Source organism: Terriglobus albidus (genome assembly GCF_025685425.1).
Classification (GTDB): domain Bacteria; phylum Acidobacteriota; class Terriglobia; order Terriglobales; family Acidobacteriaceae; genus Terriglobus; species Terriglobus albidus.
The window spans coordinates 351,296-374,947 of sequence record NZ_JAGTAS010000056.1; the positions used below are offsets into that span (position 1 = coordinate 351,296).

General features: G+C 57.7%; 8 protein-coding genes. 5 read left to right on the plus strand and 3 right to left on the minus strand.

All coding sequences use genetic code 11. The features are described 5' to 3' along the window. Positions 1–72 precede the first annotated feature (72 nt). From OHL21_RS16025 to OHL21_RS16035, 3 genes are all read right to left on the minus strand, one after another. Positions 73–12,672 carry a pectinesterase family protein gene (locus OHL21_RS16025; RefSeq protein WP_263418287.1) on the minus strand — a complete coding sequence of 4,200 codons (12,600 nt, stop codon included), beginning with the start codon at positions 12,670–12,672 and terminating at the stop codon, positions 73–75. Positions 12,673–13,111: 439 nt separating this feature from the next. After that, the gene (locus OHL21_RS16030; RefSeq protein WP_263418288.1) at positions 13,112–14,833 is read right to left on the minus strand and encodes a hypothetical protein; all 1,722 of its coding nucleotides are present in this window, start codon (positions 14,831–14,833) and stop codon (positions 13,112–13,114) included. Continuing rightward, entirely contained in the window at positions 14,826–15,593 is a 768-nt protein-coding gene (locus tag OHL21_RS16035; RefSeq protein WP_263418289.1) for an ABC transporter ATP-binding protein, read from the minus strand. Before OHL21_RS16035 ends, OHL21_RS16030 begins: the two co-directional genes overlap by 8 nt. An 89-nt stretch (positions 15,594–15,682) precedes the next feature. On the opposite strand from OHL21_RS16035, the gene OHL21_RS16040 reads away from it, so the two are divergent. From OHL21_RS16040 to OHL21_RS16060, 5 genes are all read left to right on the plus strand, one after another. After that, positions 15,683–16,003 carry a PadR family transcriptional regulator gene (locus OHL21_RS16040; RefSeq protein WP_147648251.1) on the plus strand — a complete coding sequence of 107 codons (321 nt, stop codon included), beginning with the start codon at positions 15,683–15,685 and terminating at the stop codon, positions 16,001–16,003. Continuing rightward, complete coding sequence (locus OHL21_RS16045) at positions 16,000–17,346, plus strand: hypothetical protein (RefSeq protein WP_263418290.1); 1,347 nt, start codon at positions 16,000–16,002, stop codon at positions 17,344–17,346. The genes OHL21_RS16040 and OHL21_RS16045 overlap by 4 nt, the downstream gene beginning before the upstream one ends. Positions 17,347–17,921: 575 nt before the next feature. After that, on the plus strand, positions 17,922–20,489 hold the full coding sequence (locus OHL21_RS16050; protein ID WP_263418291.1) for an ABC transporter permease: 2,568 nt from the start codon (positions 17,922–17,924) through the stop codon (positions 20,487–20,489). 143 nt (positions 20,490–20,632) lie between these two features. Then, positions 20,633–21,310: a TNT domain-containing protein gene (locus OHL21_RS16055; protein WP_263418292.1), complete on the plus strand. Its 678-nt coding sequence runs from the start codon at positions 20,633–20,635 to the stop codon at positions 21,308–21,310. Between the two features lie 384 nt (positions 21,311–21,694). After that, the gene (locus tag OHL21_RS16060; protein ID WP_263418293.1) at positions 21,695–23,482 is read left to right on the plus strand and encodes an AMP-dependent synthetase/ligase; all 1,788 of its coding nucleotides are present in this window, start codon (positions 21,695–21,697) and stop codon (positions 23,480–23,482) included. Positions 23,483–23,652: the final 170 nt, after the last annotated feature.

Genomic DNA, 23,652 nt, shown 5'->3' on the forward strand with positions numbered 1-23,652 from the left:
GCAACAGGGAAAATGCTCTAAACAAGAAGGGGCTTTCCATCTCTGAAGAGCCCTTTCTCATTCAACATCACCTTATTGAGCCATCGTTATGTTGACGCTCGCGGAGCCCGAAGCGTAGTTTGTGCCACCTGCATAGGTGGCGGTAATGGCGTGCGATCCCGCGGAGAGCCCGGATGTCGCGTAGCTTGCCTGGCCGCTGCTGTTGACCGGAACCGTCTGAAGCAGAGTTGAGCCGTCATAGAACGAAACCGTACCGCTAGCATTCGGCGGACCCGCACTCCAGGAAGCAATGGATGCCTGGAACGTGATGGTTGTTCCGACTTTGCTATACCAGCTGGACGGTGTAAGCGATACGGTCACCGGCGCCAAAGTGACGGTGAAGTTATTGGTTTGCTCTGTTGCAGCCGCATAGTTAGCCTGTTGTGCGTAATCGATCGCGGCGGTGTGACTGCCCGCATTCGGTTTTGTGATTGTGAACTGCGCATTGCCGGATGAGAGCGCCACGCTTACGGGAGCACTCCCGTCATAGCTGTACGTAATGACACCTTGCGGCGATCCAGCGGAGGAGCTCAGATTCACGGTGCACTGATAGTTGGCTCCGTATGCAAACGAAGAGTTCCAGCAGGACGCGCTCATCTTCACCGGAGTCGGGCTGACAGTTACCAGAACCGGAGCGGATGTTCCGGACGGATTGCTGCTATTGCCCGAGTAGGTGGCGCTGATCGAGTGGCTACCCGCACTGCGTCCCGGCGAAATGTACCAATAGGCACATCCATTACCCTGAAGCGTTTGCGTAGTCAGCGTGGTGCTTCCATCTGCAATGGTGACTGTGCCGGTCGGTGTTGCCGAAGTTGCTCCCGCAACGCAGACCGTCACATTCGTTGCACCGGGATAGACCAGTTGTGTGCTGGCTAACTGGAGTTGCACCGACGTGTCATAGACGTTCAAAGCCATGTTGCTCGTGGAGGCCAGATGGCTCTGATCGCCCTGATACTGGGCTGTGATGGTCAGAGTTCCTGATGCGGAAGGAACAAAGGGACAGGTCGCTATTCCTGACGCGTTGAGTGGCGAAGTGCAAAGGATGTTCGTTCCAGAGGAGAAGACAACGTTGCCTGTGGGCTGTCCGACACTTGTCACTGTTGCCGTAAGGGTCTCTGTCTTGCCCTGGGCCGCCGGATTCGGCGTTCCGCTCAATGCAAGGTTGGACGCGGCAGGGTTCACCGTCAGATGAACCGTCTGCACTGCATTGGTGTAATCGGTTGTGTCGTTAGGAGTGAAGGTTACCGAGAGCAGTTGCTGTCCTGCACTTAACATCATTCCGGCCGCAGGGGAGTATGAGAATGTGCCGGGCACGCTTGCGGTGGCATTGAGCTGCGCGCTGCTCAGTGCGGTGCCGTAGGTGACCGATGCTGGCGTGGCCCAGGTAATGGTTGGCGTTGCCTGAGTCACCGTCAGAAGGACCGTGGTTGTTGCCGTTGTGTAGTCGGTTGTGTCGGTCGGTGTGAACGTGACGGCCAGGGTTTGTGCTCCGGCCGTCACTACCGTGCCAAGCGCAGGGGTGTAGGTGAAGGCGCCATCGACTCCGCCTGAGGTTGCGTTCAACTGCGTCGCGCTCAGTGGAGTTCCGTATGTGATCGCCGCCGGTGAAGACCAGGTAAGAGTAGGCTGCGCCTGTCCGATGACAAGCGTTGTTGCGGAGGTGCTTGCAGCGGTGTAACCGTTGCTGCTTGTGTACGACGCCGTAATGGAGTGAGAACCGGCCTTCAATGACGGCAGCGTTGCAGTAGCCACGCCATTCACGAGATCGGCGTTCATCGTGGCGCTATCAACGGTGAAAATTACCGTTCCGGCGGGAATAACGGAAGCGCCGGTGACTGTCGCCGTAACGGTGATGCTCTGACCATAGACCGGTGAGGCTGGAATGAACGAACCGAGCGTCATGCTGGCGGCGGGTGCCGTTGCAGGTCCGGTCACGGTCAGCTGCACCGCAGACGGGGTAGAAAGGCTCGCGTTCGCCAGGTTTCCGTTGAAGGTTGCCGTGTCGGTTGTAGTGACGTAGGTGGTAGGTGTGTAGGTTGCCGTAACGTTGCATACACCCCCGATCGCCAGCGTACCGGCATTGCTTGTGTTTACGGAACAGTCTGTGGACGAGGCAGCGCTCAGACTGTAGTCGGCTGGATCGCTCTGGCTGACCGAGGTCAACTGCAGGGTCTGATTACCAGACTCCAGCAGGCTGAAGTTTTGAGGCGCCGCAGAAGTGTTCGCGAACTGGAAATATCCTTGCGTGCGGATCAGCTTGAGAATCGAACCGGAAGAAGAACCGGTATAGAGATTGCCGGCGCTATCGGTAGCAAGTCCAGCAGGTGTTGTAGTTGCGATGGTGAAGCCGCTGCTGTTCGCGCTGGCTGGAACAGCGAGGATCGACCCAGAGTCGGCAATAAGCAGATTGCCAGCAGCATCCGTTATGGCAACGGACGGCTGAGTGGCGGTTGTCGAAACCGCACTTCGGGTTCCGCTCTGCAGGTTATAGCGATAGAGTGCCGGCGCGCCCGAATCGGCAATCAACAGATTTCCGTTCGGGTCGATGCTGAGCCCGGCAGGCGCTACCAGCGTTCCCACCGGCAGTTGACGCATGACACCGGTGATCGGATTCACCTGGTAGATCGCCTGTGCCGATGCATCAGAGACATAGAGGTTATTGATCGAATCGACAGCCAGTCCTGTCGGCTTGGTGAAGGTGAAGGGCAGTATAGATGTTGCTCCTGCCGGCGAAACCTGCGTAACCAGGCCCGTCGATACGTCGCTCACATAGACATATCCTCGCGGATCAGTCACAACGGCGCCGGGGGCCGTAAGAGCTGCCAGGGTCGTCGGAACAGCGCTGCTGCCTTGCGCCACTGCCGAAGAAGCATATTTCAGCAGAGACTTGCTTGCGCTGTCGGCCACATAGACATTCCCCGCATTATCCGTTGCAAGTCCTGCTACCTGCAGGCCTGTTCCGAAGCTGGTCGTGCTGGCAGGATCGAGTGTCGCACCTGCGCCAAGACCTGTACCGGTCAAGCCGAGATAGGCCGTATGTCCTTGCGTGCTGGTTGCCGTCAGTATCGTGGAGCGAGCGCCAGGTACGGCCGGTGTGAAAGTGGAGGTAAGCAGGCAATCCGTCGTGGTGTCACCGTTGGTCGAGCACGCTGAAGATGAGAGAGTCCATTCTGGTGAGTTGACCGATATGCCATTGCCGGTGGCGGTGTCGCCTGCGATGAAGTGGATATTCACAGGCGACGAAGAAGCCGTTCCGGTCGCGACTGCAGTTGATTGCAGGTTGGTGCTCACCTTACGAATACGCAGGTTGAGCGTGTCTGAGATGTAAATGTTGCCGAGGGTATCGCTGCCGACACCGATGCCGTTGCCACCATTGCCGAACTTCGCCTGCGTCGCAGGGCAACCATCGCCGATGCTGTTGGTTGCGCCCGCGCAGACTGCGGAGGCATTGCTCGCAACCGGGCGGAGATTGCCGGTCCGGAAGTCCTGGAACCAGATCACACCATTGCCATCGGAGATGTAGAGGTTGTTGCTGCTATCGATCGCAAGCTTCTGCGGAGACATAGTGACATTGGTGCCTAGCGTCGGATAGGTGCCACTGTAGGCAGCGCCTGCACCTCCGGCGATGGTGTAGATATAACCATTGACCGGCGCGGTAACTCCGAGCTTGGCAAGCAGTGCATCGAGCGGCGAATTCGTTCCGCAGGTGACGCACACCACGCGGATCTTACCGCCGCTTGAGTCGGCGATATAGACGTTCAGGTTCGCGTCCGTCATCACACCCTGCGGGTTGCTGATCGCAGCTGAGGTCGCGGGGCCTCCGTCTCCGTTCGAGGCTGCGGTGCCGGTTCCGGCAAACGTGTGGATCACACCGGTCTCGTCGACGACACGAATCTTGTTAGCAGTCGTGTCGGCGATATAGATGTTGCCCACCGTATCGCCCCAGACACCGCGAGGAGCATTGACTTGGGCCGATGTGGCCGCGCCTCCGTCGCCGGTCGATCCGGCAGTGCCGGTACCTGCCACGAGGTACATCAATCCCGTGGAGACGCTGACCTTATAGACCTTGTTTCCGCTGTAATCAGCAATGAAGATATTGCCGGCGGCATCAGAGGAGATTCCGCGAGGCTTGCTGATACTGACCAGTGTCGGCGTGCATCCGGTTGTTGCCGAGGGCACGCAGGCGGTTCCGGTCACGCGCCCGGCGAAGTTGCTGATGATGCCATTCGGCGCGATGCGGCGTATCAGCGCGGCGCTGATATCGGTGAAGTACACGTTGCCGAAGGGATCGGCAGCAACAGCACGAAGATCATCGGCGCTGGACAGCGCGATTGCGGTTGCCTGGCATCCGTTACCCCACTTATCGATTGCACCGGCGCACGCCATCGTTCCGCTGCTCGGAACCGTCAGGGAAGAACCGCCTGCGATGGTCGAGATGGTGTACGGCATCGCGATTGGAGCGGTAGGTAATGCAACAATGGTGGGCGGATTGACAGTAATGGTCATCGCCGTGGAATTCGATGCTCCGAATGCGCCCGTTCCTGTATAGCTCGCAGTGACGGAATTGGCTCCGATCGGCAAGGATACAGAGACCGATGCTGTTCCACTCACCAGAGAGGAAGAGGTCAACAACGTTGCCGTCGAATTTGTCGTAGTTGTGTAACTGAAACTTACTATGCCGGTAGGTGTTCCAGCGCTTGAGGTCACGGTTGCATTCAAGGCTACCGGGTGACCGAGAGTGCTCGTCGTCGAGTTCGCCGAGAGAGTCGTTGTGGTCGCCGCCGCCGAGACGGAAACCGTCGCCGCCGATGAGATGGATCCGGCATTCACCGTGTCTCCGCTATAGATTGCGGTGACACTGTATGCGGAGGCGCTGTAGGGTAGGGTAATGGTCGTGGTTGCGGCGCCAGATGTCAGCGTCGAGCTCGCATATACGGAGCCATTTACAACGAATGCAACCGTGCCCGTCGGGTTCGTACCTGTCACGGCTGCTGTCGCCGTGAACGAAGATCCGTATGCAACTGACGAGGGAACACCAGAAAGTGCTGTGGACGTGCTCGCCAGGGTTGCGGCATTCACCGTAACGACATATGGTCCTGTCTGGGTGTAATAGGTCGAGCCACTGGGTAGCGGGTAGTTGGTGTCACCGGAGTAGGTTGCGGTAAACGTATGCGTGCCAATCGCCAGGCCGCTCAGCGGGATGGACGTGGTTTCCGACGAACCAGTCAGGGTAACCGTCTTCTTGCTGTTATCGAATGCGTCTGTCAGCGTAACTGTGCCGGTAGGATAAGCGGCGCCACCGACCGCTGGCGTCAGGACGACCATTGCAGTCGCATTCTGTCCGTAGCTGATGGTCTGCGGTAAACCGTTAGGACCAGTGAGTTCAGGAGCGATGTAGGTGAAGTTGCACTGGGGCGCCTGCAGGGTGGTTGCCGTGCGATTGTCCGTCAGTGTGTTGCCGTTCGACCCGGCGAAGCCTGTCCATGCCGAAACGAAGTTGGATGAGACCTGTCCCGGTCCCAGCGTGAGTTGTGCATTGGTTTCTGTCCCGCCTGTTCCCGTAGTTACGAAGTTCGACGAGGAGAGGGCACTTGGGAAGGTCACGTTGTCGAGCGTGACAATAAGCGGGTTAATGGTTGACCCGTTTGCCGCACCGGTAAACTGCAGACTTCCTGCGCTCGCAGTCGTCGCATTGTTCAGGAACACCAGGTTCTGCATCAGGATGTTCTGGAAGTTCGGTGTTTGTGTTCCGGTATTCGTGTTGTAAAGCGGCGTGAACTGGACGTCCGTCTTATGATCGAGGAAGCAGGAGTTGGAGTACTGAATTCCTGTGACAAGTCCACCACGATCATTCGCCGACTTGATTCGAATTGCGGTGGAATTGCCGTCGGCCGTGTTGTTCACCGAACTGCCGAGTCCTGCAAATCCGTTGCCCGCCAGCATATTGCCGTCGAAAAGAATATTGCTGATACCACCCTGGGTGATGCTTCCAATCGACTCTCCATGGCCCGCAAAGAAGTGGTTATTGGTGATTGAGATGTTCTGTGATCCGCCGCCGGAGGCGCCGACAGCAATATTGTCGTCACCATCGGAGATCCACGAACGCGTGATCGTGAAGTTTGTCGCATTTCCTGGATCAATGCCATCTGTATTGCGTGAACTCGTTGGCGTGACAACCTTCACATCCCATGCGGTGAAATTGCTTACTGCGCCGCCGGTGGAGGAGACATGGAATAGAGGAGAGTTGCGGAGCGTGATCTTGTAAAGGGTAATGTTGCTTGCGCCGCGTTCAAGAAGGATGAAACGCGGATTCTGCTGATTCGCGACTCCGTTCGCTGCAGCCGATAGTCCCCACCAGCTGTAGCCCTCATACGGATCAATGGCATTGAGAAGCGCGTCGCCGCCGCGGCCGTCCAGCCGTCCGTATCCCATGATGCCGACATTGGTCGAGGTGCCTGGAATATCGATGAGAGGACGGCAGGTGGAAGTAGCAGCGTTGTTGTTGATAGTGCCGCAGGTGTGCGTGCCTTGCACTTTGTCGTAGTCCTGCGCATTGCGCGAGAAGAAGACGATAACGCCGGGATCAACCAACAGGGTCACATTCGACGGCATACTAAGCGGACCGGTGAGGAAAGCGTTGTTTCCTGCGTTTCCGGCAGAGAGTTCTACTGCCTGACCGGTTCCAGAGCAGCTATTGAGGGCAGCCTGAATGCGGGCTCCATCGGGATTGGTGACTGTGGAATCGACAGAGGTTGGTAGATCGTCGTTTACCGACGCCAGCGAAGCAGCTAGCGCCGTGCAGACGGCTGGGAATTGCGGCTCGGTTACGGTGCGGGTATCACCTGTAGCCACAGGAGCCGCCTGATTCACAGCCTGAACGTACAGATAACCACCGGTGAAATTGAACGTGTAATTCGTGGCAGCCAGAGTGCCGGTCGAAACTGTGATTGGAAAGATGCCGACCGTGTTTGTACCGGTCGCTGCTCCGGTGAATGCGGGCGACCCGGTTACGGCCGTCGCCTGCGTATCACTGTTAACGAAGCCTGTGATCGTTGCCGTATAGGAAGGCAGAGCTGCGCCGACCTGGACTGTGACGTTGTTTGCCGTTACCTGCAGAACAGCACGCGCAATCGTGATGGTTGCTCCGCCTGAAGTGCTGGTTGCATAAGACGCATCGCCGCTGTAGACCGCCTTGAGTGTTTGAACACCCGCGCTCACACCCGAGAGTGTGTACGTGCAGGCGCCACTCGACAATGTGCATGATCCAACGGTGGTGGATCCCGCAAGAAGGTTTACGTTGCCGCTGGGCGTCCCGCTGCCGGAGTTGGCGGCTACAGTGGCAGTGCCAGTAATCGTGCCGCCGTAGGTGCTGCTCGTATTGTCGAGGGTGAGCAAGGTGCTGGTGGCAACCAGCGGAGCTGCCGGTACGGTGATGGTGAACGCCGATGACGTGCTTCCGTTGAAGTTGGCATCGCCGCCGTACACCATGGTGATGGTATGGACGCCGGCGGCGAGCGTACTCGTGGTGAGATACGCTTCACCCGCGGCATCAAGAGAACCGGAGGCAAGTACAACATTCCCGTCGAGGAATTGATAGGTTCCCGTCGGGATCAAACCTGCGCCTGGCGTCTGCGGACGTCCAAGGATGGTCACGCTGCTGCCGTAGGAGTTCAGCGTGATGCTGCCCGTCGGGGCAAAGGAGTTGACCGCAGTGGCAAGCGCATTCACGGGGTTCCAGTTGGCGGAGAAGCCGCTATAGGTCTGTGTTGGAACTGTTGCCGAAAGGAACGTGACTGGATAGTACTGTGCTGCCTGGGCAGCAGTAAGACTCGTATGCACCGCATTGTTCGCTGCGATGGTGCCCGGATTGGTCGAGGTCGTCTCACGTGATCCGTTTACCCCCGCGCCAGTATTACCGCCTGTTGGAACAACGGCTCCGTTGAACAGCGATGCGGGATAAGGAGCCGTGCCAACGGCAGGGTCAACGTATGGCTGCGTGTTGTACTCGGCATAGGTGGATGTCGGCAGATTTGTATTGCCTGAGAACTCTATCCAGCCGACCGGATTCACCTGATCGACGAACGAGTTCAACATGATCCAGGTGGAATATGCTCCATAGGGCCGGCCATAGTAAAGATTCGACATGCCGGTGCTTTGCGAAAGCAGAGTGCAATCATTGCAGATATAACCGCTCAGATAGTCATTGCTGCTGCCGGTCTGGAATTTCTTATTCTGTGCTTCGATGGTTGTCGGGCCACCCGGCGAAGTTCCATGCCACGCGGTGAAGAAGTTCGTCCGATCGAAGACAAGCGCGGCGTCGCCGAAGACGTAATCGACATCGCCGATGATGGTGCCCTTCCACATGTACTGACGCGCCGGAGTGCATGAGCTGCTGCTGCATCCTTGGCTGCCTGCATAGAGCGTGTCCTGCAAGCTGGTGAGATTGACGTTGTTCAGCACCGCCTGGTCCGCGGTCATCCACAGCGCCAGCGCCTGCGAGTTGCACTGCTTGCCAGAGTCATAGAGAGACTTGAGCGTCTGTCCCACGCCTGTGTCAGCACAGCTTCCACTTGCCGTGGAGTACGTCGACGTAGTGGTTGTGCTGGTGTTGTACGTGTTCTGGATCGTCAGATACTCGGCATAGAAACCGTTCGGCGTGTACTGCACGTTTCCGGAGGTCGCCTGGCTGCCGATGTAGGCGCTCTTTGCCACGTTCAAGGTAGACGATCCCTGGTCACCGCCGGCATTGGCATTGCCGGCGCTACTACCCGGGTAAACGAAGGGGGAAGAGAAGGCTCCATCTTCGCCGGTAAGGATCACCTTTGTCGGATCGCCACCCAGGCCGCGTAGGGCGACATTCGGATAACTGACCGTATTCTGGCCTGTGTAAGTTCCAGGCTTCAGATAGATGGTTCCACCGGTAGTCGGCAATGCGGCCAGTGCTGTCGAGAGACTCGTGTAATTTCCGGTTCCATCTGCTGCGACGACATTCGTTGAGGCACCGGCGCTCGCGGTGGTATTCGCCTTCACCACGCTGAAGTTGGTGACAGTCGCGGTTGAGGTGGTGTAGTTGACCGCGTCAATCGGAGTGAATGTAACCGTCAGAGTGTAAGTGTCGATTGGCAGATAGGAGGCTGCATCCACGGTGACAGTAGAGCCACCAGATGGCGTTGCCGTGTATACAAATGTTCCTGAGACCGAGGGTGAGACCCTCGCATTCAGGACGCTGGTGCCGATGGCCTGGCTGACGGGAGAACTGGTCACGCCGGGTGTCCAGGCTACAGTCGTCGGTATCTGCGCAATGGCGAAGCTTTGCGCTGTGCCGGAGTTAGATCCGGTGAAGCTGCCTGACGTACTGTAGACGGCCGAGATCGTGTGAGTGCCTGCGGATAAGCCAGTGACTGTGACCGTAGCAATGCCACTTGTTCCGGACGCAACGAGCGTGGGATAACTCGTCGTGGAGTCGATCGTGACTGCAACTGTGCCACCTGGAGCGGTTGCTCCGGAGCCGGCCGTGACGGTTACGGTAAATGTCGCTTCCGTTCCACCTGCTGAATAGATTGGGGAAGCTGGCGAGGGACTGCTGACTGTGGTTGTCGTTGCGATCGCGACGCCCTGAAGTGTGCCCGTAAGAGTCAAGGCTCCTACTGTGGATGCAGTCGGAACGAAGCTCAGCACATCCGACACCGTGCCTGAGCCACTTCCGACGAGCGTAGCTGACATATTACAAGCGCCACCCGCGGAAAGTGCGCCAAGAACGCTGCTGGTAAAGCTGCAACCGTTGGTATTGCCTCCCGTCACATTGAAGTTGGTTGTATTGGTGACGGTGTTCGATCCCGTGATTGCGATATTGCCTGCGTTGGTCAGTGTTCCCGCGAAGACAATGTTTTCATCGGTTCCAAAGTTGTACGTAATAGCGCCGCGGTTCACCTGCGTGATGCCGCTGTTGGCGTCAGCACTGTATACGACTCCTTTACCGTCCAGGGCTAGTCCGGTCGGGGCAGTGAGGCCGGTCAGAACGGTCACGGACGAAGGACCGCTTACCGGAACTTCGAGCACAGAACCTGTCGTTTGATCCTGTACATACACATCACCGCCGGGGTCGACCGCGACCGCAACGGGAATCACGTTGGTGAGGAATGTGGATTGTGTGTACGCTCCCGTCGAGCTTGGAGTCAGTTTGAAAACACTAGCTGCACTGCGATCGGCCACATAGACGTTTCCTGCTCCATCGACTGCGAGTGAGACGGGATTGCTGAATCCCGTTGCGACCATGGACTGCTGCCGCACTGTACCTCCGGAGGTGGAGAGGCGATAGATCGCTGTATTGGCCGAAGTGGATTGCAGATCAGCGATAAAGAGATTGCCTGTTTTATCAACCGCAATTGCCTGCGGCATTGCAGTCCCGCTGACTGGTGTGTAGTTCAGGGAAACAGATGAATAGCTGGAGGTCGCGGCGTTGAGCACGAGCTCCTGGATCGATGGCGTTGCCGTTCCGACAAGGAAGACATTTCCTTGCTGATCAACGGCAATCTGAGTGGGACCGGAGGGAATGCCGCTCGCGAGAGTGACGCCGCTCCCGCCCTGGAAAGAGGCAACGATGGTTCCGTGATTCGGGTCGATCGTATATACATTGCCGGCTCCGTCGACAGCTACACCGACCGGTGTGGTGCCGGACAGGAGGACGCTTGTATTCGGTGCGACGGGTGAGCTGCTTCCCGACGCCGTTGTGCTTGCATGATCGAAGGCAAGCACCGAGCCGGAGACCGTTCCGCCTAAGTTGATCGATGCTGTTGGATTCGTCCAACTTCCGGATGGCAGATTAATACCGAGGCCGGCCGATCTCTGTCCTGCGGCAGATGGAGAGGCCGTTGCGGTGACGGCGCAGTCTACTGATAGATCTGCATTCTGCGAACAGGCTGGGGTTCCCACCGCAATATCGGGAGTCGGTGTCAGCGTTGCTGTCGCACCGGCGACTGTGCCGCTCGCAGTCTCGGCTAAGTGGAGCTGGTAGGTCTGCGATAGGGATGTGCCGAGTGTCTGGGCGGCCATGCCTTGAGCAAGCACTTTACGCACCAGCATGCCGGTGGTGTTACTGGCGCTGTCATAGAGATACAGGTTGCCCTGTCCGTCGACAGCGACACCCAATCCATTGCTGTTTGAGAAGAGCGACTTCGAAGCGGGGCATGCATCGCTGTAGGCGCTCAGCGACTTCTGTCCTGTGCTGCCGCTGCAGTAATTTCCTGCGGTGACATTGGCTGATCCTGTGAGGAGCGTGCGAATGTAGCCGGTATTGATATCGAAGAACAGGACCTTGTTGCTGTCACCGATGAAGATATGGCCCTGGGGACTGATTGTCACCTTGGTAATGGTGGAATCTGTAAGAGCGGTACTGTTGCCCAACGTAGGAGTTGCAGAGACGACCGTGGCTCCCGCGCCGGCCAGCATATAGATGAAACCCGGCTGCGGACTCACGCCAGAATTGTTTGCGACAATAGCGGCGCGCATCGTCGCGCCTGATATTCCACTGCCGCTGACATAGAAGACTCGCAGGCCGTGCGTGGGATCGGTAAAAACCATGTTGCCCGAGCCATCTACGGCTACGCCACTCGTATACCCCGAAGATGCCTTGACGGAGCTGAATTCGAGGGGACAGCCATCTCCGTAGGCGTCGAGTGCAGTTCCCGCATAGGTGGTTCCGTTCGTGGTAACGCTGCAGGCCGCGCCGCTGCTTGTGGCGGTACCACCAGTGGAGGTACTGGTGCCAGCCGTATTTACGACCGTGTAGGCGTAGCCCGCGGTGATGGAGGGGTAATACACCCCAAGCGCTGCGTAGATAGGATTCGCCCCGCTGAAGTACGACGAGGTAAGAGGTCCAACGACGACACGTGTGCGAGATGAGTTGGTATCTGCGAAATAGACGTTGCCGTAGATGTCTGCGGTAACGCCGCGAGGCCCGTAGACCTCACCTTTTGCAGCCGTACAAGTTCCTGCAGCGGTCGTGAAGGCAGGCACATTGTCTGAGCCCGCGCCTCCCGTACCGTTTGAGCCTGTGCCCTGGGAGCAACCCGCCACAAGCTGCATAGTCCCAACCTGTGCTGCCGTGCACAGCGGGGAAGCCGTGCGGCAGACGAGGTGAACGAGATTGTCGCTATAGCCCGCCAGCAGCACGTTTCCGTATGGATCGGTGCCGATGCCACGCTGGCCGCTAGTAACCGTCTGGGTTGCCGCAATGCATCCATCTCCGGCGGCATCAAGTTTGGCGGAGCATGCAGTCCCTCCGCCCGCGAGCCTCGTCATGATGCCTGAGGTCTGGTTGATCATGTGGATGATGCCGCTGACGTCGTCTCCCACAAAGACATTGCCGAAGTTGTCAACCTGAACGCCGCCGCGGCCCGCCGCTCCGAAGACTCCATTGATCGCAGGGCATCCGTCACCATAGGCGTCAATCGCAGTCGCCCCGGCAAGCGTGGGGCACGCGCTTCCCGCCGTTGTTGCCGTGGGAGAAAGTCCGGCAAGAGTGGTCATGGTGTATGGCAGGGGAGTTGACGCCTGCTGCGCCTGAAGCTGGAAAACGATCGAAAGGCAAATCAAAGCTACAGACGCAGCGATACGGCGGGCACACAAAAACATCCAGAAATCTCCCAAGACAAAATCCAAGTGATTGAAGCACACGAGTCCAGACCGCCTGCGCGATGGAGTTTTATGTGGTCTGACCTCTTGAAACGGAGCCCACTATATTGACGCGCAAATATCTGTGTCAATCGAAATTTGGTTATGGCTGGAAGGAGATATTGGATCTATCGGTCTGACCATTTCGCGGGAATGGTGCTTGCCTTAAGACAGAAGAGCACTCAAAAAGTTCCGCGGTTATGAAACTTTTCCTGGATTTGAACTTATGCGCGATCACAACGACGGCCACGACAAACCGCGTTGCCATTTGTGGGAGCGCGGCTGCCGGCGCGATTGGTGAATCGGTAAAGCGTTGGTTAGAAATCGCGGCCCGATCGATAGTCTTGTCACTCCAGACTGAGCTACTGCGGGATGCGAATGTACCTCGCACCCTCCTGAGCTATTCGCGAAGCCCGAGGCTGGTAGGGAACTCGTCTGGGTCGCTGTCGTCGAGGTTTCCGTCAAAGTCATTGGCGCGCCACTCCTCGGCGGCGCGAATGAGATAGCGGTGAAGGAGATACATCGCGAGTAGAAGGATCGAGAGCCAGCCAAAGCTCATGTGCATCCAGCGCACCTCTAATGTCATGAGAAAGGGAAACACCAATAGATACCGGGCGGCAGCAAGCGGGCGCTCGTGCTGTGTTGTTTTCATGGCCTGCGTAAAAGGGATCGCGCTGGCATGGCGGCCATAAAAATCAGTCGTGAGAATGGCGACAGCCGTGCAAATCAGAACGGCTAACAAAAGCCTCGTGATAGAGATTGCTCCGGCGACGGCAAAGGCGATCGCGAGTGCTGCCGAAATAAACAGGACGGCATAGACGGTCCAATGTTTCTGGACATCGAGAACGAGAGATTTCTCGCGACCCAGGATGGAGCGGAAGACCCAGCTTCCCCTCAGATCAACGGGAGAGGCGAACGCCGCGCGCAGACCGAAGGTAAGCCAGAATGCGATGATGGCGACGGAGACAAGCGCTCCATCATGGCGGAAGTGGATACCCGAGGAGTTGATCGTAATGAGATTGGAGAAAGCAAGGGCAAGCCCGATACTCAGAAAGATCGCAATCATCGCCCTTGGACGGCGCGAGCGCCACAATGTCTGCCCAATGAATCGGTAGACGCCCCGCTGTATGGAATTCCGGACAACCACAGGAATAATGACGTCAGCGGCGGTGTTGAAAATTCCTCTGCGCTGAGTTGTGGCGGCGGAGCCCTCCATCACCAGACGGACTTTCCGCCGATAAGCGATCGGGTACGTGATGCACGTGATAGCTGCTGTGATGAAGGTTGCGATGATGCCGCGCATCGCCAGCACATCGAAGGGTGGCGCACTGCCATACATGATGCGTTGATAGATACCCAGGAACCAGAAGGGAGGAAACCATTGGGACCAGTGAGCAGAGCTGATGAGGACTGTTTGTAGAGCGCCGACCACCAACGGAAAGGTCGACAGGAGCGTAAAGAGTATCAGCATGCCCAGAATCTGCAGAAAGGGAGTGATCTTCTGGAAGAGGCGTTCCGATATGAGGGTGAGCAGAATGCCCTGAATCGACAACACGAGCGTACAGGCGAACGTTCCGGCGAAGACTACGGCAGTGAAATGCGCGAGGATGTGATGTCCGATGTGCGGCTGGTCGGCTGCAAGCGGAAAGAAGAAGATACCGAGTGCATTGGTGCCGACCAGCGCAGCGGCCAGGAAGATGGCGACCGCTACGATGCGGGAACTGAGGAGTTGTCGGGCCGGCAGAGGTAGAGGAACGAGCACAAAAACATCCATTGCATCGGGAAAGAGAACGTCCCAGCTGTAGACGGCAACCGCTCCCATAACGAAGAGGGCATAGGTGATGAAAAAATAGTGATCGCCGGCCTGGGGCCAGTAGCCCCGTGCGGGTGCGCCAAGAGGCTGGTGATAGACAGGGAAGCTCATCAGTGTGGCAAAGAGCTGCGGCAATGCCATCGCCCAGGCGGTTTGCAGCGCGCGGCTCATGTCGCCATCGATCGAGAGCATCTCGTTCTGGCAGAGGCGGGCGAGAAGATGACGAATGAGGATCTCGGTTCGTCCAGGCATACGGGCTGCAGGTGAGACCGGGTCGTGGCGCAGGTCGAGAACATTGCTTTCAGGCATGAGAGATAGCCTCCGCAAGTTCGCGTGCCGTGGAGCGCGTATCGTGCTGGCGCACCAGTTCCGCAAAGACCTCTTCGAGAGATCCGCGCTGCATGGCAAGTTTCAGGCCGGCGGGTGTTTCGTCTGCGATGACTTTGCCTTTTCCAAGGACAATCACGCGGCTGCAGACCTGCTCCACGACTTCCAGAACGTGAGAGATGTACAGGATCGCCTTGCCGCGCGCTGCCAGTTCCTCAAGCAGGTCTTTGAAGATGCGGGCTGACACGACGTCGAGTCCGCTGAGCGGCTCATCGAAGATGAGAAGCGACGGATTATGCAGAAGGGCGGCAGAGAGCAGAATGCGCTGTTTCATCCCCTTGGAGTAGAGGGCAATGGGGCTGTGACGCCAGCTTTCGAGCCCCCAGAGACGGAGCAGCACATGAGCGCGGGCGTCGAGCAGAGATTCAGACATCCCACGCAGGCGGCCGACCAATTGCAGATATTCAAGTCCGGTCAGATGGGTGTAGACATGAGCCTCTTCCGGGACATATCCAAGCGTGGCTCGGTATCGCTCCAACTGATGCCGAATGTTTCCACCCTGGAAGAAAACGCCGCCTTCCGTGGGTTGTACCAGGCCGGTAATGATCTTGACGGTGGTTGACTTGCCTGACCCGTTAGGGCCGAGATAGCCGACCACCTCACCCGGACGGATGGTGAAATTGATGGATTCAATCGCGGGAAGTCCCCGGTAGATCTTCGTCAGATTTCTGGCTTCTAGCATCTCGCTACCCCTATGTAGAAAGCTTCATAATAAGTAGGCGAAACCTGCCCACTTGTCAAGTAGATGGCTACATAGGTATCCTTCTGCGCATGGCTGAGACCGGAAAGCTTTCGCACACCGCCGCCCTGATCCTGCATGCGATTGCGGTCGGCTATCGTTATGGCTTCTCCATCATGGAGAGCACTGGGTTGCCGTCGGGTACCGTGTATCCGGCGCTGCGGCGGTTGGAAGCGGAAGGGCTGATCCGGTCACAATGGGAAGCGGAGGCCATCGCCGAAAAAGAGCAGCGTCCACCTCGTAAGTACTACAAGACGACTGCGGCCGCGCGTCCTGTCCTGGAGGCTTCACGCAGCCGGTATCCGTTACTGGCAGCACTCACCGCGCCGGCAGAGGAGAAGGAGCGCGTATGAACACCTACCTGCGGTTGCTTTCTCTTTTACTGCCCGCCCAGCGGAGATCTACATGGTTGTCTGAATGGAATGCCGAACTGTGGCATGTGCGGAGTGAGTGTGGATGGGGCGCGGCAGTCCATCTGTTGAGCGGAGCCTTGGCCGATGCGCGGGAGCTGCGCGCGGTGACCGAAAAGGATGTGCCGGTGGGCTGGTCCGTGACGCTGCCCTGGCTGCAATCCCGGCTCTGGACGCATTCCTGGCTGCAGGCACTTGTTCTTCCGTCGATGGCACTGTTGATGATGGCGTTCGCCGCAATGTGTGTTCCAGGCTCCCGGGATATCTTGCTGAGCCGGAGTTACAGCGCTCCCTCATCCATAGTGCTGCTGAAGGATGCGGAGCATCCCGCGATCGCCTATGAGACGTACGCCGAATGGACACGACGGCGGCAGTCGCTCTTCGATGAGTTCGCGTTCTATGCGGTCCAGAAGCGGTATGTCAACGGCGAGCGCCTGCGTGTCGCGACCGCCTCCGCCAACCTGATACGGATGCTAGGGTTGGGTGGCTCTGCCAGGGAGGGAATCTATCTAAGTTACGCCGCTGCGAAAGGGTTAGGGTTTCCCTCAAGAGTGCGTCTTGGCGGAAACACGGTGCGGGTCCAGGGGGTACTTCCGCGTACGACGCTGCGGTTATGGGACGATCCGGAGGCGATTATCCTGGCAGATCGGCTACCGGCTGGTATGCATGGTCACGTATTGGGCGCCGTGGCTCCGGGAGCACCCAATATTTATTGGGGCTTTCAAATACTACAGAACCGACAGTTTCCCTTGCACATTCACGTCACGACTCTGGAAGAGCGTGTCTTCATGCCAGGAAGGGCTTTTCTATTTGCTTGTGTGATTTTGCTATTCGCCTTGCCGGGAACGCGTCCTCTTGCGCGTGAAGATGGCATGCGCATGCCAATGCGCATGCGCTGGCGTCCAGCGATATTTCTAGGCGTGCAGATGATTCTGTTGCTTGCAGCTGCCTATCTCGGTTCGCTGGCAATTGCAATGGAATTCGCTTTTCCGCGGCCGGAAGATGCGAGTGGTGTACAGGCGTTTGCAGCCTTCCTGCTTTTGCTGCCGACGATACGGCTTACCTTACGTAGCAACCGCCATCGCTGCCCATGCTGTTTGCGAAAGCTGGGACATCCGGCCCGTGTAGGCCAGCCCTCCGCCGCCTTCCTGAACTGGTATGGCACCGAGCTGCTCTGTGCTCAAGGGCATGGCATGGTTCATATCCCGGATATGCCGACGACATGGTTTTCGGAGCCACGCTGGATGCCGTTGGATGCATCGTGGGCTGCGTTGTTTTCCCAGTGATGGGCTTCATCGACCTGACCGCACCTGACCATCAGCCGGTTTTCTTTGCGCTAGAGCATTTTCCCTGTAGGTGTAGTCCAGAGCATCCGCATCTATGGGCGTTTTCCGCAATGAAAACGCCGCCGCACTCCTCTTCCGGGATACCCAGCAACAGGGAAATGCGAGTAAAGCATTTTCCCTGTAGGTGTAGTCCAGAGCATCCGCATCTATGGGCGTTTTCCGCAATGAAAACGCCGCCGCACTCCTCTTCCGGGATACCCAGCAACAGGGAAATGCGAGTAAAGCATTTTCCCTGTNGCATCCGCATCTATGGGCGTTTTCCGCAATGAAAACGCCGCCGCACTCCTCTTCCGGGATACCCAGCAACAGGGAAATGCGAGTAAAGCATTTTCCCTGTAGGTGTAGTCCAGAGCATCCACATTTATGGGCGTCTTCCGCAATGAAAACGCTGCTGCACGCCCCTTCCGGGATACCCAGTAACAGGGAAAATGATCTATTCAAGGAACCGCAACGCAATTCCTTCCGTATAGCCCAGCAAAGAGAGTTTTGGTAGCTCCGAAGCTATTTGGAGGGGAATGATGCTGGCAGACCTGCGGGACGCGTTTCGGCAGTTAAAGAAGGCACCGGCATTTGCGGTTACGGCGGTGGTGACCCTGGCCCTTGGAATCGGTGCGACCACCGCGATCTTCACTCTGGTGCACCAGGTGATGTTGAAGTCGCTGCCGGTAGCGAAACCGGAAGAGCTCTGGAGAATCGGCGATAAGATCCGCTGCTGCAATTGGGGCGGCTATACGCAGGGCAGCGATGGGGATTTCTCTCTCTTCTCCTGGGAGGCATATAAGAACTTTCGCGCGCATACACCGGAGTTCAGTGATCTGGCGGCGCTACAGGCCGGGAATGCAGCGCTCGGTGTGCGCAGAGCCGGCTCACAGGCACAGGCAGATACACGCAACGGAGAGTATGTCTCCGGGAACTTCTTCCGAACACTCGGTGTGCAGCCATGGATCGGCCGCCTGATGACGGATGCGGACGATCAGGAATCGGCATCGCCTGTCGCGGTCATGAGCTATCACGTATGGCAGGAGAAGTACGGTTCCGATCCTTCTGTGGTCGGCGCAAATTATCAGATCAATGGACATTCCTTTACGGTGATTGGCGTGGCGCCGCCCGGATTTTATGGCGCAAAGCTCGCCGGCGGCGGGATGCCGGACTTCTGGCTTCCGCTGACGACTGAGATCATGATCGACGGCGCTACGTCGAGGTTGAAACGGCCCAACGGCAACTTCCTCGATCTGATCGGGAGAGTTCGCCCCGGTGTCGATTCGACGACGCTGGAAGCGAAGCTGCGCGTGGAGTTTCATGACTGGCTGGCAAGTCATGTACCCGATATGGAGCCAGGCGAAAAACAGCTTTGGCAGCAACAGACGCTGCACCTGATTCCGGGTGGATCGGGAGTCGCTGCCATGCGGGACCAGTACAAGGCTGGGTTGAGGCTGCTGTTGATCGCAGCCGGGTGTGTTTTGCTGGTCGCCTGCGGCAACATCGCAAACCTGATGCTGGCCCGCGGTCTCAAGGATCGAGCGCAGACCTCTATCCGGACCGCACTGGGAGCCTCCCGGCGCCGCCTCGTGCGCCGAGCAATGGTCGAAGCAGTCACGCTGGCCTTGATTGGAGGTATCTCCGGAGTTGCTGTGGCCTACGCCGGCACGAGGCTGATTTTGTATCTGGCTCTGGAGCGTGGAAACTCCAACAACTTCGTGCCGATCAGCGCGACCCCGTCCATCCCGGCTCTGTTGTTTACGCTTGGCATCGCGGTGTTGACTGGAATCCTCTTCGGGATCGCACCTGCATGGATGACCTCACACGCCAACCCCGTAGACGCACTGCGCGGAGCGAATCGTTCCGTTGGTGGAAAAAATTCCTGGACTCAGAAGTCGCTGGTCATCGGTCAGGCGGCGATGTCCCTGGTCTTGCTCTCGACGGCGGCTCTGCTGGGGCGGAGCCTGAGAAACCTGGAGCACCAGAATTTCGGGTTTGAGACAGAGGGCCGGTACATTGCGTGGATCAACCCGATGCTGGGCAACTACAAGCCCGAGCAACTGGAGCCGCTGTTCCGCAAGATCGACTACCGTCTGATGCAGATTCCTGGCGTACGTATGGCGGCCCCGGCTCTCTACGCTCCAATGACGGGCGACAGCTGGAATGACGGAATTCGTATCCAGGGCAGGCCGGAACCCGCGCCGAAAGAAGACACGGGGGCGGGCTGGTCCCGGGTCATGCCCGGATTCTTCGAGACGATTGGGGCGCAGATGGTTCTGGGGAGGTCGATCGGCGAGGAAGATACCTCGACCACACGTAAGGTCGCCGTGGTCAACGAAGCGTTCGCCAGGCGATTCTTCAAGAATCAGAATCCCCTTGGCCAGCACTTCGGCATCGACAAGATCAAATATGCGGGAACGTTTGAGATTGTGGGTGTTGTGCGCGATATGCGCTACATGACCTACGACTACAAGGATCCGGTGCGTCCGATGTTCTGGGTGCCGGAGACGCAGACGGTGCAGTACGACGATCCTGCGTTCACGGCCGGTGAGACCTGGTCGCACTATCTCTACAACATCGTGATCTGGGCTCCGGGAGCTCCTTCCGGCATGGAGGAGCAGGTAAGGAAGGCGCTGGTCAGTATCGATCCCGACCTGGTGCTCTACGGCGTTGATCCGTACAAGAAGGTCGTGAGTGCTGACTTCAAGCAGGAGAATATGATCGCGACCCTCACGACACTCTTCGGCGTGCTCGGTCTTACGTTGGCGGCCGTGGGGCTGTATGGCGTGATGGCGTATATGGTGGAGCAGCGGACGAGCGAGATCGGTGTGCGGATGGCGCTTGGCGCGAACCGCAGTGATGTCGTGCGCATGGTGCTGCATAATGCCTTCATACAGATCGCAGTGGGCCTGGCGCTCGGCATACCAGCGGCCATTGGAGCAGGGAAGCTGATGACCGACCAACTCTTCGGTGTAAAGCCGTGGGACCCGATAATGATTACGGCGGCAGTTGTCCTGCTCGCCTTGGCTGCGCTATTGGCGTCGCTGATCCCAGCTCGTCGTGCAGCCGGTGTCGATCCAATGGTCGCCCTTAGAAGCGAGTGAGAACCTTTGGATACAGATGAATTTCTTTGTCTGTCTCCGGAGACGTGATACAGTCGCCTCGCAGTTCAAATCTGATGTGGACGTGCGTCCCTTCGCTAACAACAAACAGTCACAAAGCTTCTGACGCTGAGGAGATATTCAGGATGCGAGTTCTGTTCACTGCTGTTTTCACGCTCATTTTCGCCGGCTGGACAGGAAGCCAGCCCCATGCTCAAGTTAACGCAGCAACGCAGCCCGCGGCAGCCCAGACGGGGTGGGCATGGCCGGCAATTCCGGGGTGCCTCTCGGACCCAGCCATCACAACGCCGGGAACAACCGATTTCAGTTCGCCGGTCTGTCCTCTCTACGATCAGTTGCTGACCAGTGGCGTTACCAGGATTGAGCTTGTTTCGGCGCGTCGGCTCAATGGGGAGATGGACGGTGTTCTTTATCCCGCATTTCTTCCGGGTACAGAGGTTGTGAGCTTCCTGACCGAGGACAAATTCAATCAATCGTTCCACGGCGCAACAGGACTTGTGCGCGTCTCCGGAAAGTCAGTGACAGCACGGAATGGGTCTTGGTGGACGACCCTATCCATGGTCTCAAACAATGGAAAACTGCTCGATGCCGCGGCCATCCGGCAAAAGCTCGCGCTGCCGAATGAGCCTTCTTGTCTCGCCTATGCAGACAGCGTGCGCAGCGGAATTGTGGCTTATATGGGCGTGGTTGCGCCCGCGTTTGATCAGCCAGGAGGAGGTATTGAATTCTGGCTTCCTCCAGGAGCGGTCGTGGCCAAGAAGACAGTTGATCTCCCCGGCAGTCCTGGCTGCGGTACAAATTGATTCAGTCAGACGCAAGCGGGGTGAGCATAGCCTTACCTCGCTTGCGTTTCTTAGAGCTGATAGTTGATGCATACAGCGTGCGGCGACTCGGCTTAGGATAAGTGCAGCGCAACTGGTCGAGTCGCGATTGTATGGCATGAAGACGATCGATCCCGTAACGTTGGGAGTTCTGTTGGCGACGAAATCATCTTTGCTGTCGCATTCGCGATTTGCCCCAATTAAGCCAAGTCCTGAGAATTGATTCGGTGGAGATGCTGCGAGCGGAGTAGGAACCCAGATATGGGTCAGAGGCGCCCGGCTGGATTCCGTCTTTGCTGAAAATTGAGAGGATTCAGCCGGAATGATGAATTCCTGAAACCTGTCTTCGGTATCATTCTTTCGGCGATGATCCTCGACCTCCGTACCCTAAACGACCTCTTCCTCCGCGCCGCCTCCAAGGGCGACACCACGGTTGTTCTCACCCAGGCAGCCGATCACTCGTGGCGCCCCATTACCTCTGCCCAGCTCTATACCCGCGTACGCGCCTTTGCCAAAACACTGGAGTCGTGGGGTATCAAGAAGGGCGACCGTGTGGCTCTCATCAGCGAAAACCGGTGGGAGTGGGCGGTGACAGACTTTGCCGTGCTTGCCATCGGGGCCGTCGGCGTTCCGTTGTTCCCGACACTGACTGCCGAGCAGACAACCTATATGCTTAACGATTCCGGTGCCCGGATCGCGGTCGTTTCCACAAAAGAACAGTATGAGAAGCTGGCTTCAATCCACGAAAAGACGCCTGGCATCGAGCGCGTCATCGTCATGGATGCCGGGGAGTTTCCAGGCGCGGAGAGCTTCAGCAGCCTGATCGCAGATGCGGAGAAAGATCTGGCTCGCGATGCTGCTTTTGAGGCGAAGCTGGCCGAAGCGAAGCCTGAGGACCTGGCCACCATCGTCTACACCTCAGGTACGACGGGCGAGCCCAAAGGCGTGATGCTGACGCACAACAACATCGCGCAGAACATCAACTACACAGTCGAGTTCATCGATTTCAATCCCTCCGACTCGTGCATCAGCTTCCTTCCGTTGTCACACATCACGGCTCGCATCCTCGATTACGAGATGTACGCCAACGGCTGCGTACTGGCGTATGTATCGCGTCTGGATCGCCTGCCGGCCGCGATGCAGACAGTGAAGCCGACGATTCTGGTGGCTGTACCGCGCGTTTTTGAACGAATCCGGCACTCGGCAGAGACGAAGTCATTGGCCTCCCCCATCAAGGCGAAGATCTTTGCCTGGGCCATCGGCGTGGGGACGAAGCACCGCGAGACAGTGCTGGCCGGAAAAATACCCGCGAGCCCTCTCTGGAAGCTTGCCAACAAGCTGGTTTTCTCGAAGATCAAGGATGCCTTCGGTGGACGGGTCCGCCTGTATATCGCCGGTGGCGCCCCTCTCGGCCTGGATAACGCCTACTGGTTTGCAGCGGCGAACATTCGGATTCTGGAGGGCTACGGTCTGACCGAGACCTCTCCGGTCATTGGACTGAACCACCCCATCTACAATCGCGTCGGTTCTATTGGCAAGCCGCTTTCCAATCTTGTGGTGCGTTTCGCTGACGATGGTGAACTGGAAGTGAAGGGTCCATCGGTCTTTCAGGGTTACTGGAACAAGCCGGAAGCGACCAAAGAGGTCTTTACTGAGGACGGCTTCTTCAAGACTGGGGATATCGGTCATAGCGATGATGACGGTTTCATCTTTATTACTGACCGCAAGAAGGAGCTGATCAAACTCTCTGCCGGCAAGTTCATTGCTCCATCGTTTGTTGAGGGCAAGCTGAAGGCTTCGAACCTGGTGGGCAATGTAGCGCTGTTGGGCGATAAGCGGAAGTTTGTATCGGCGTTGATCTCGCCCAACTTCGCCAATCTGGCGCTTGCCGCCAAGCAGCAGGGAACAGAGCTGCCGTCCGACCGCAAAGCCGCCCTGGAGAGTCCGGCGGCCCAGTCGCTGTATAAAGCCGTAATTGCTGACGTGAACAGCACTCTGGCGCCATTCGAGAAGATCAAGAAGTACCGTGTGGTTGTCGATGAATGGACACCGGAGTCGGGCGAACTGACGCCGAGCATGAAGCTGAAGCGGCGAGTGATCAACGACAAGTACAAGGACGTGATCAACGATATCTACTCCGTCGACACCGAGTAGAGAATTGAGGAGCCACAGCGTTTAGTCGTGTCATCCTGAGCGTCGGGGTCCCCAGCGAACAAGTTCGCTGGGGTGATTAGCGAAGGACCTGATTAATAGGCCGGGCATCTTCGAAAGCTACAGTCCCCGTCGCCCCATTCTTCGTAGCGAAGCTACGAAGGTGGGGCAAC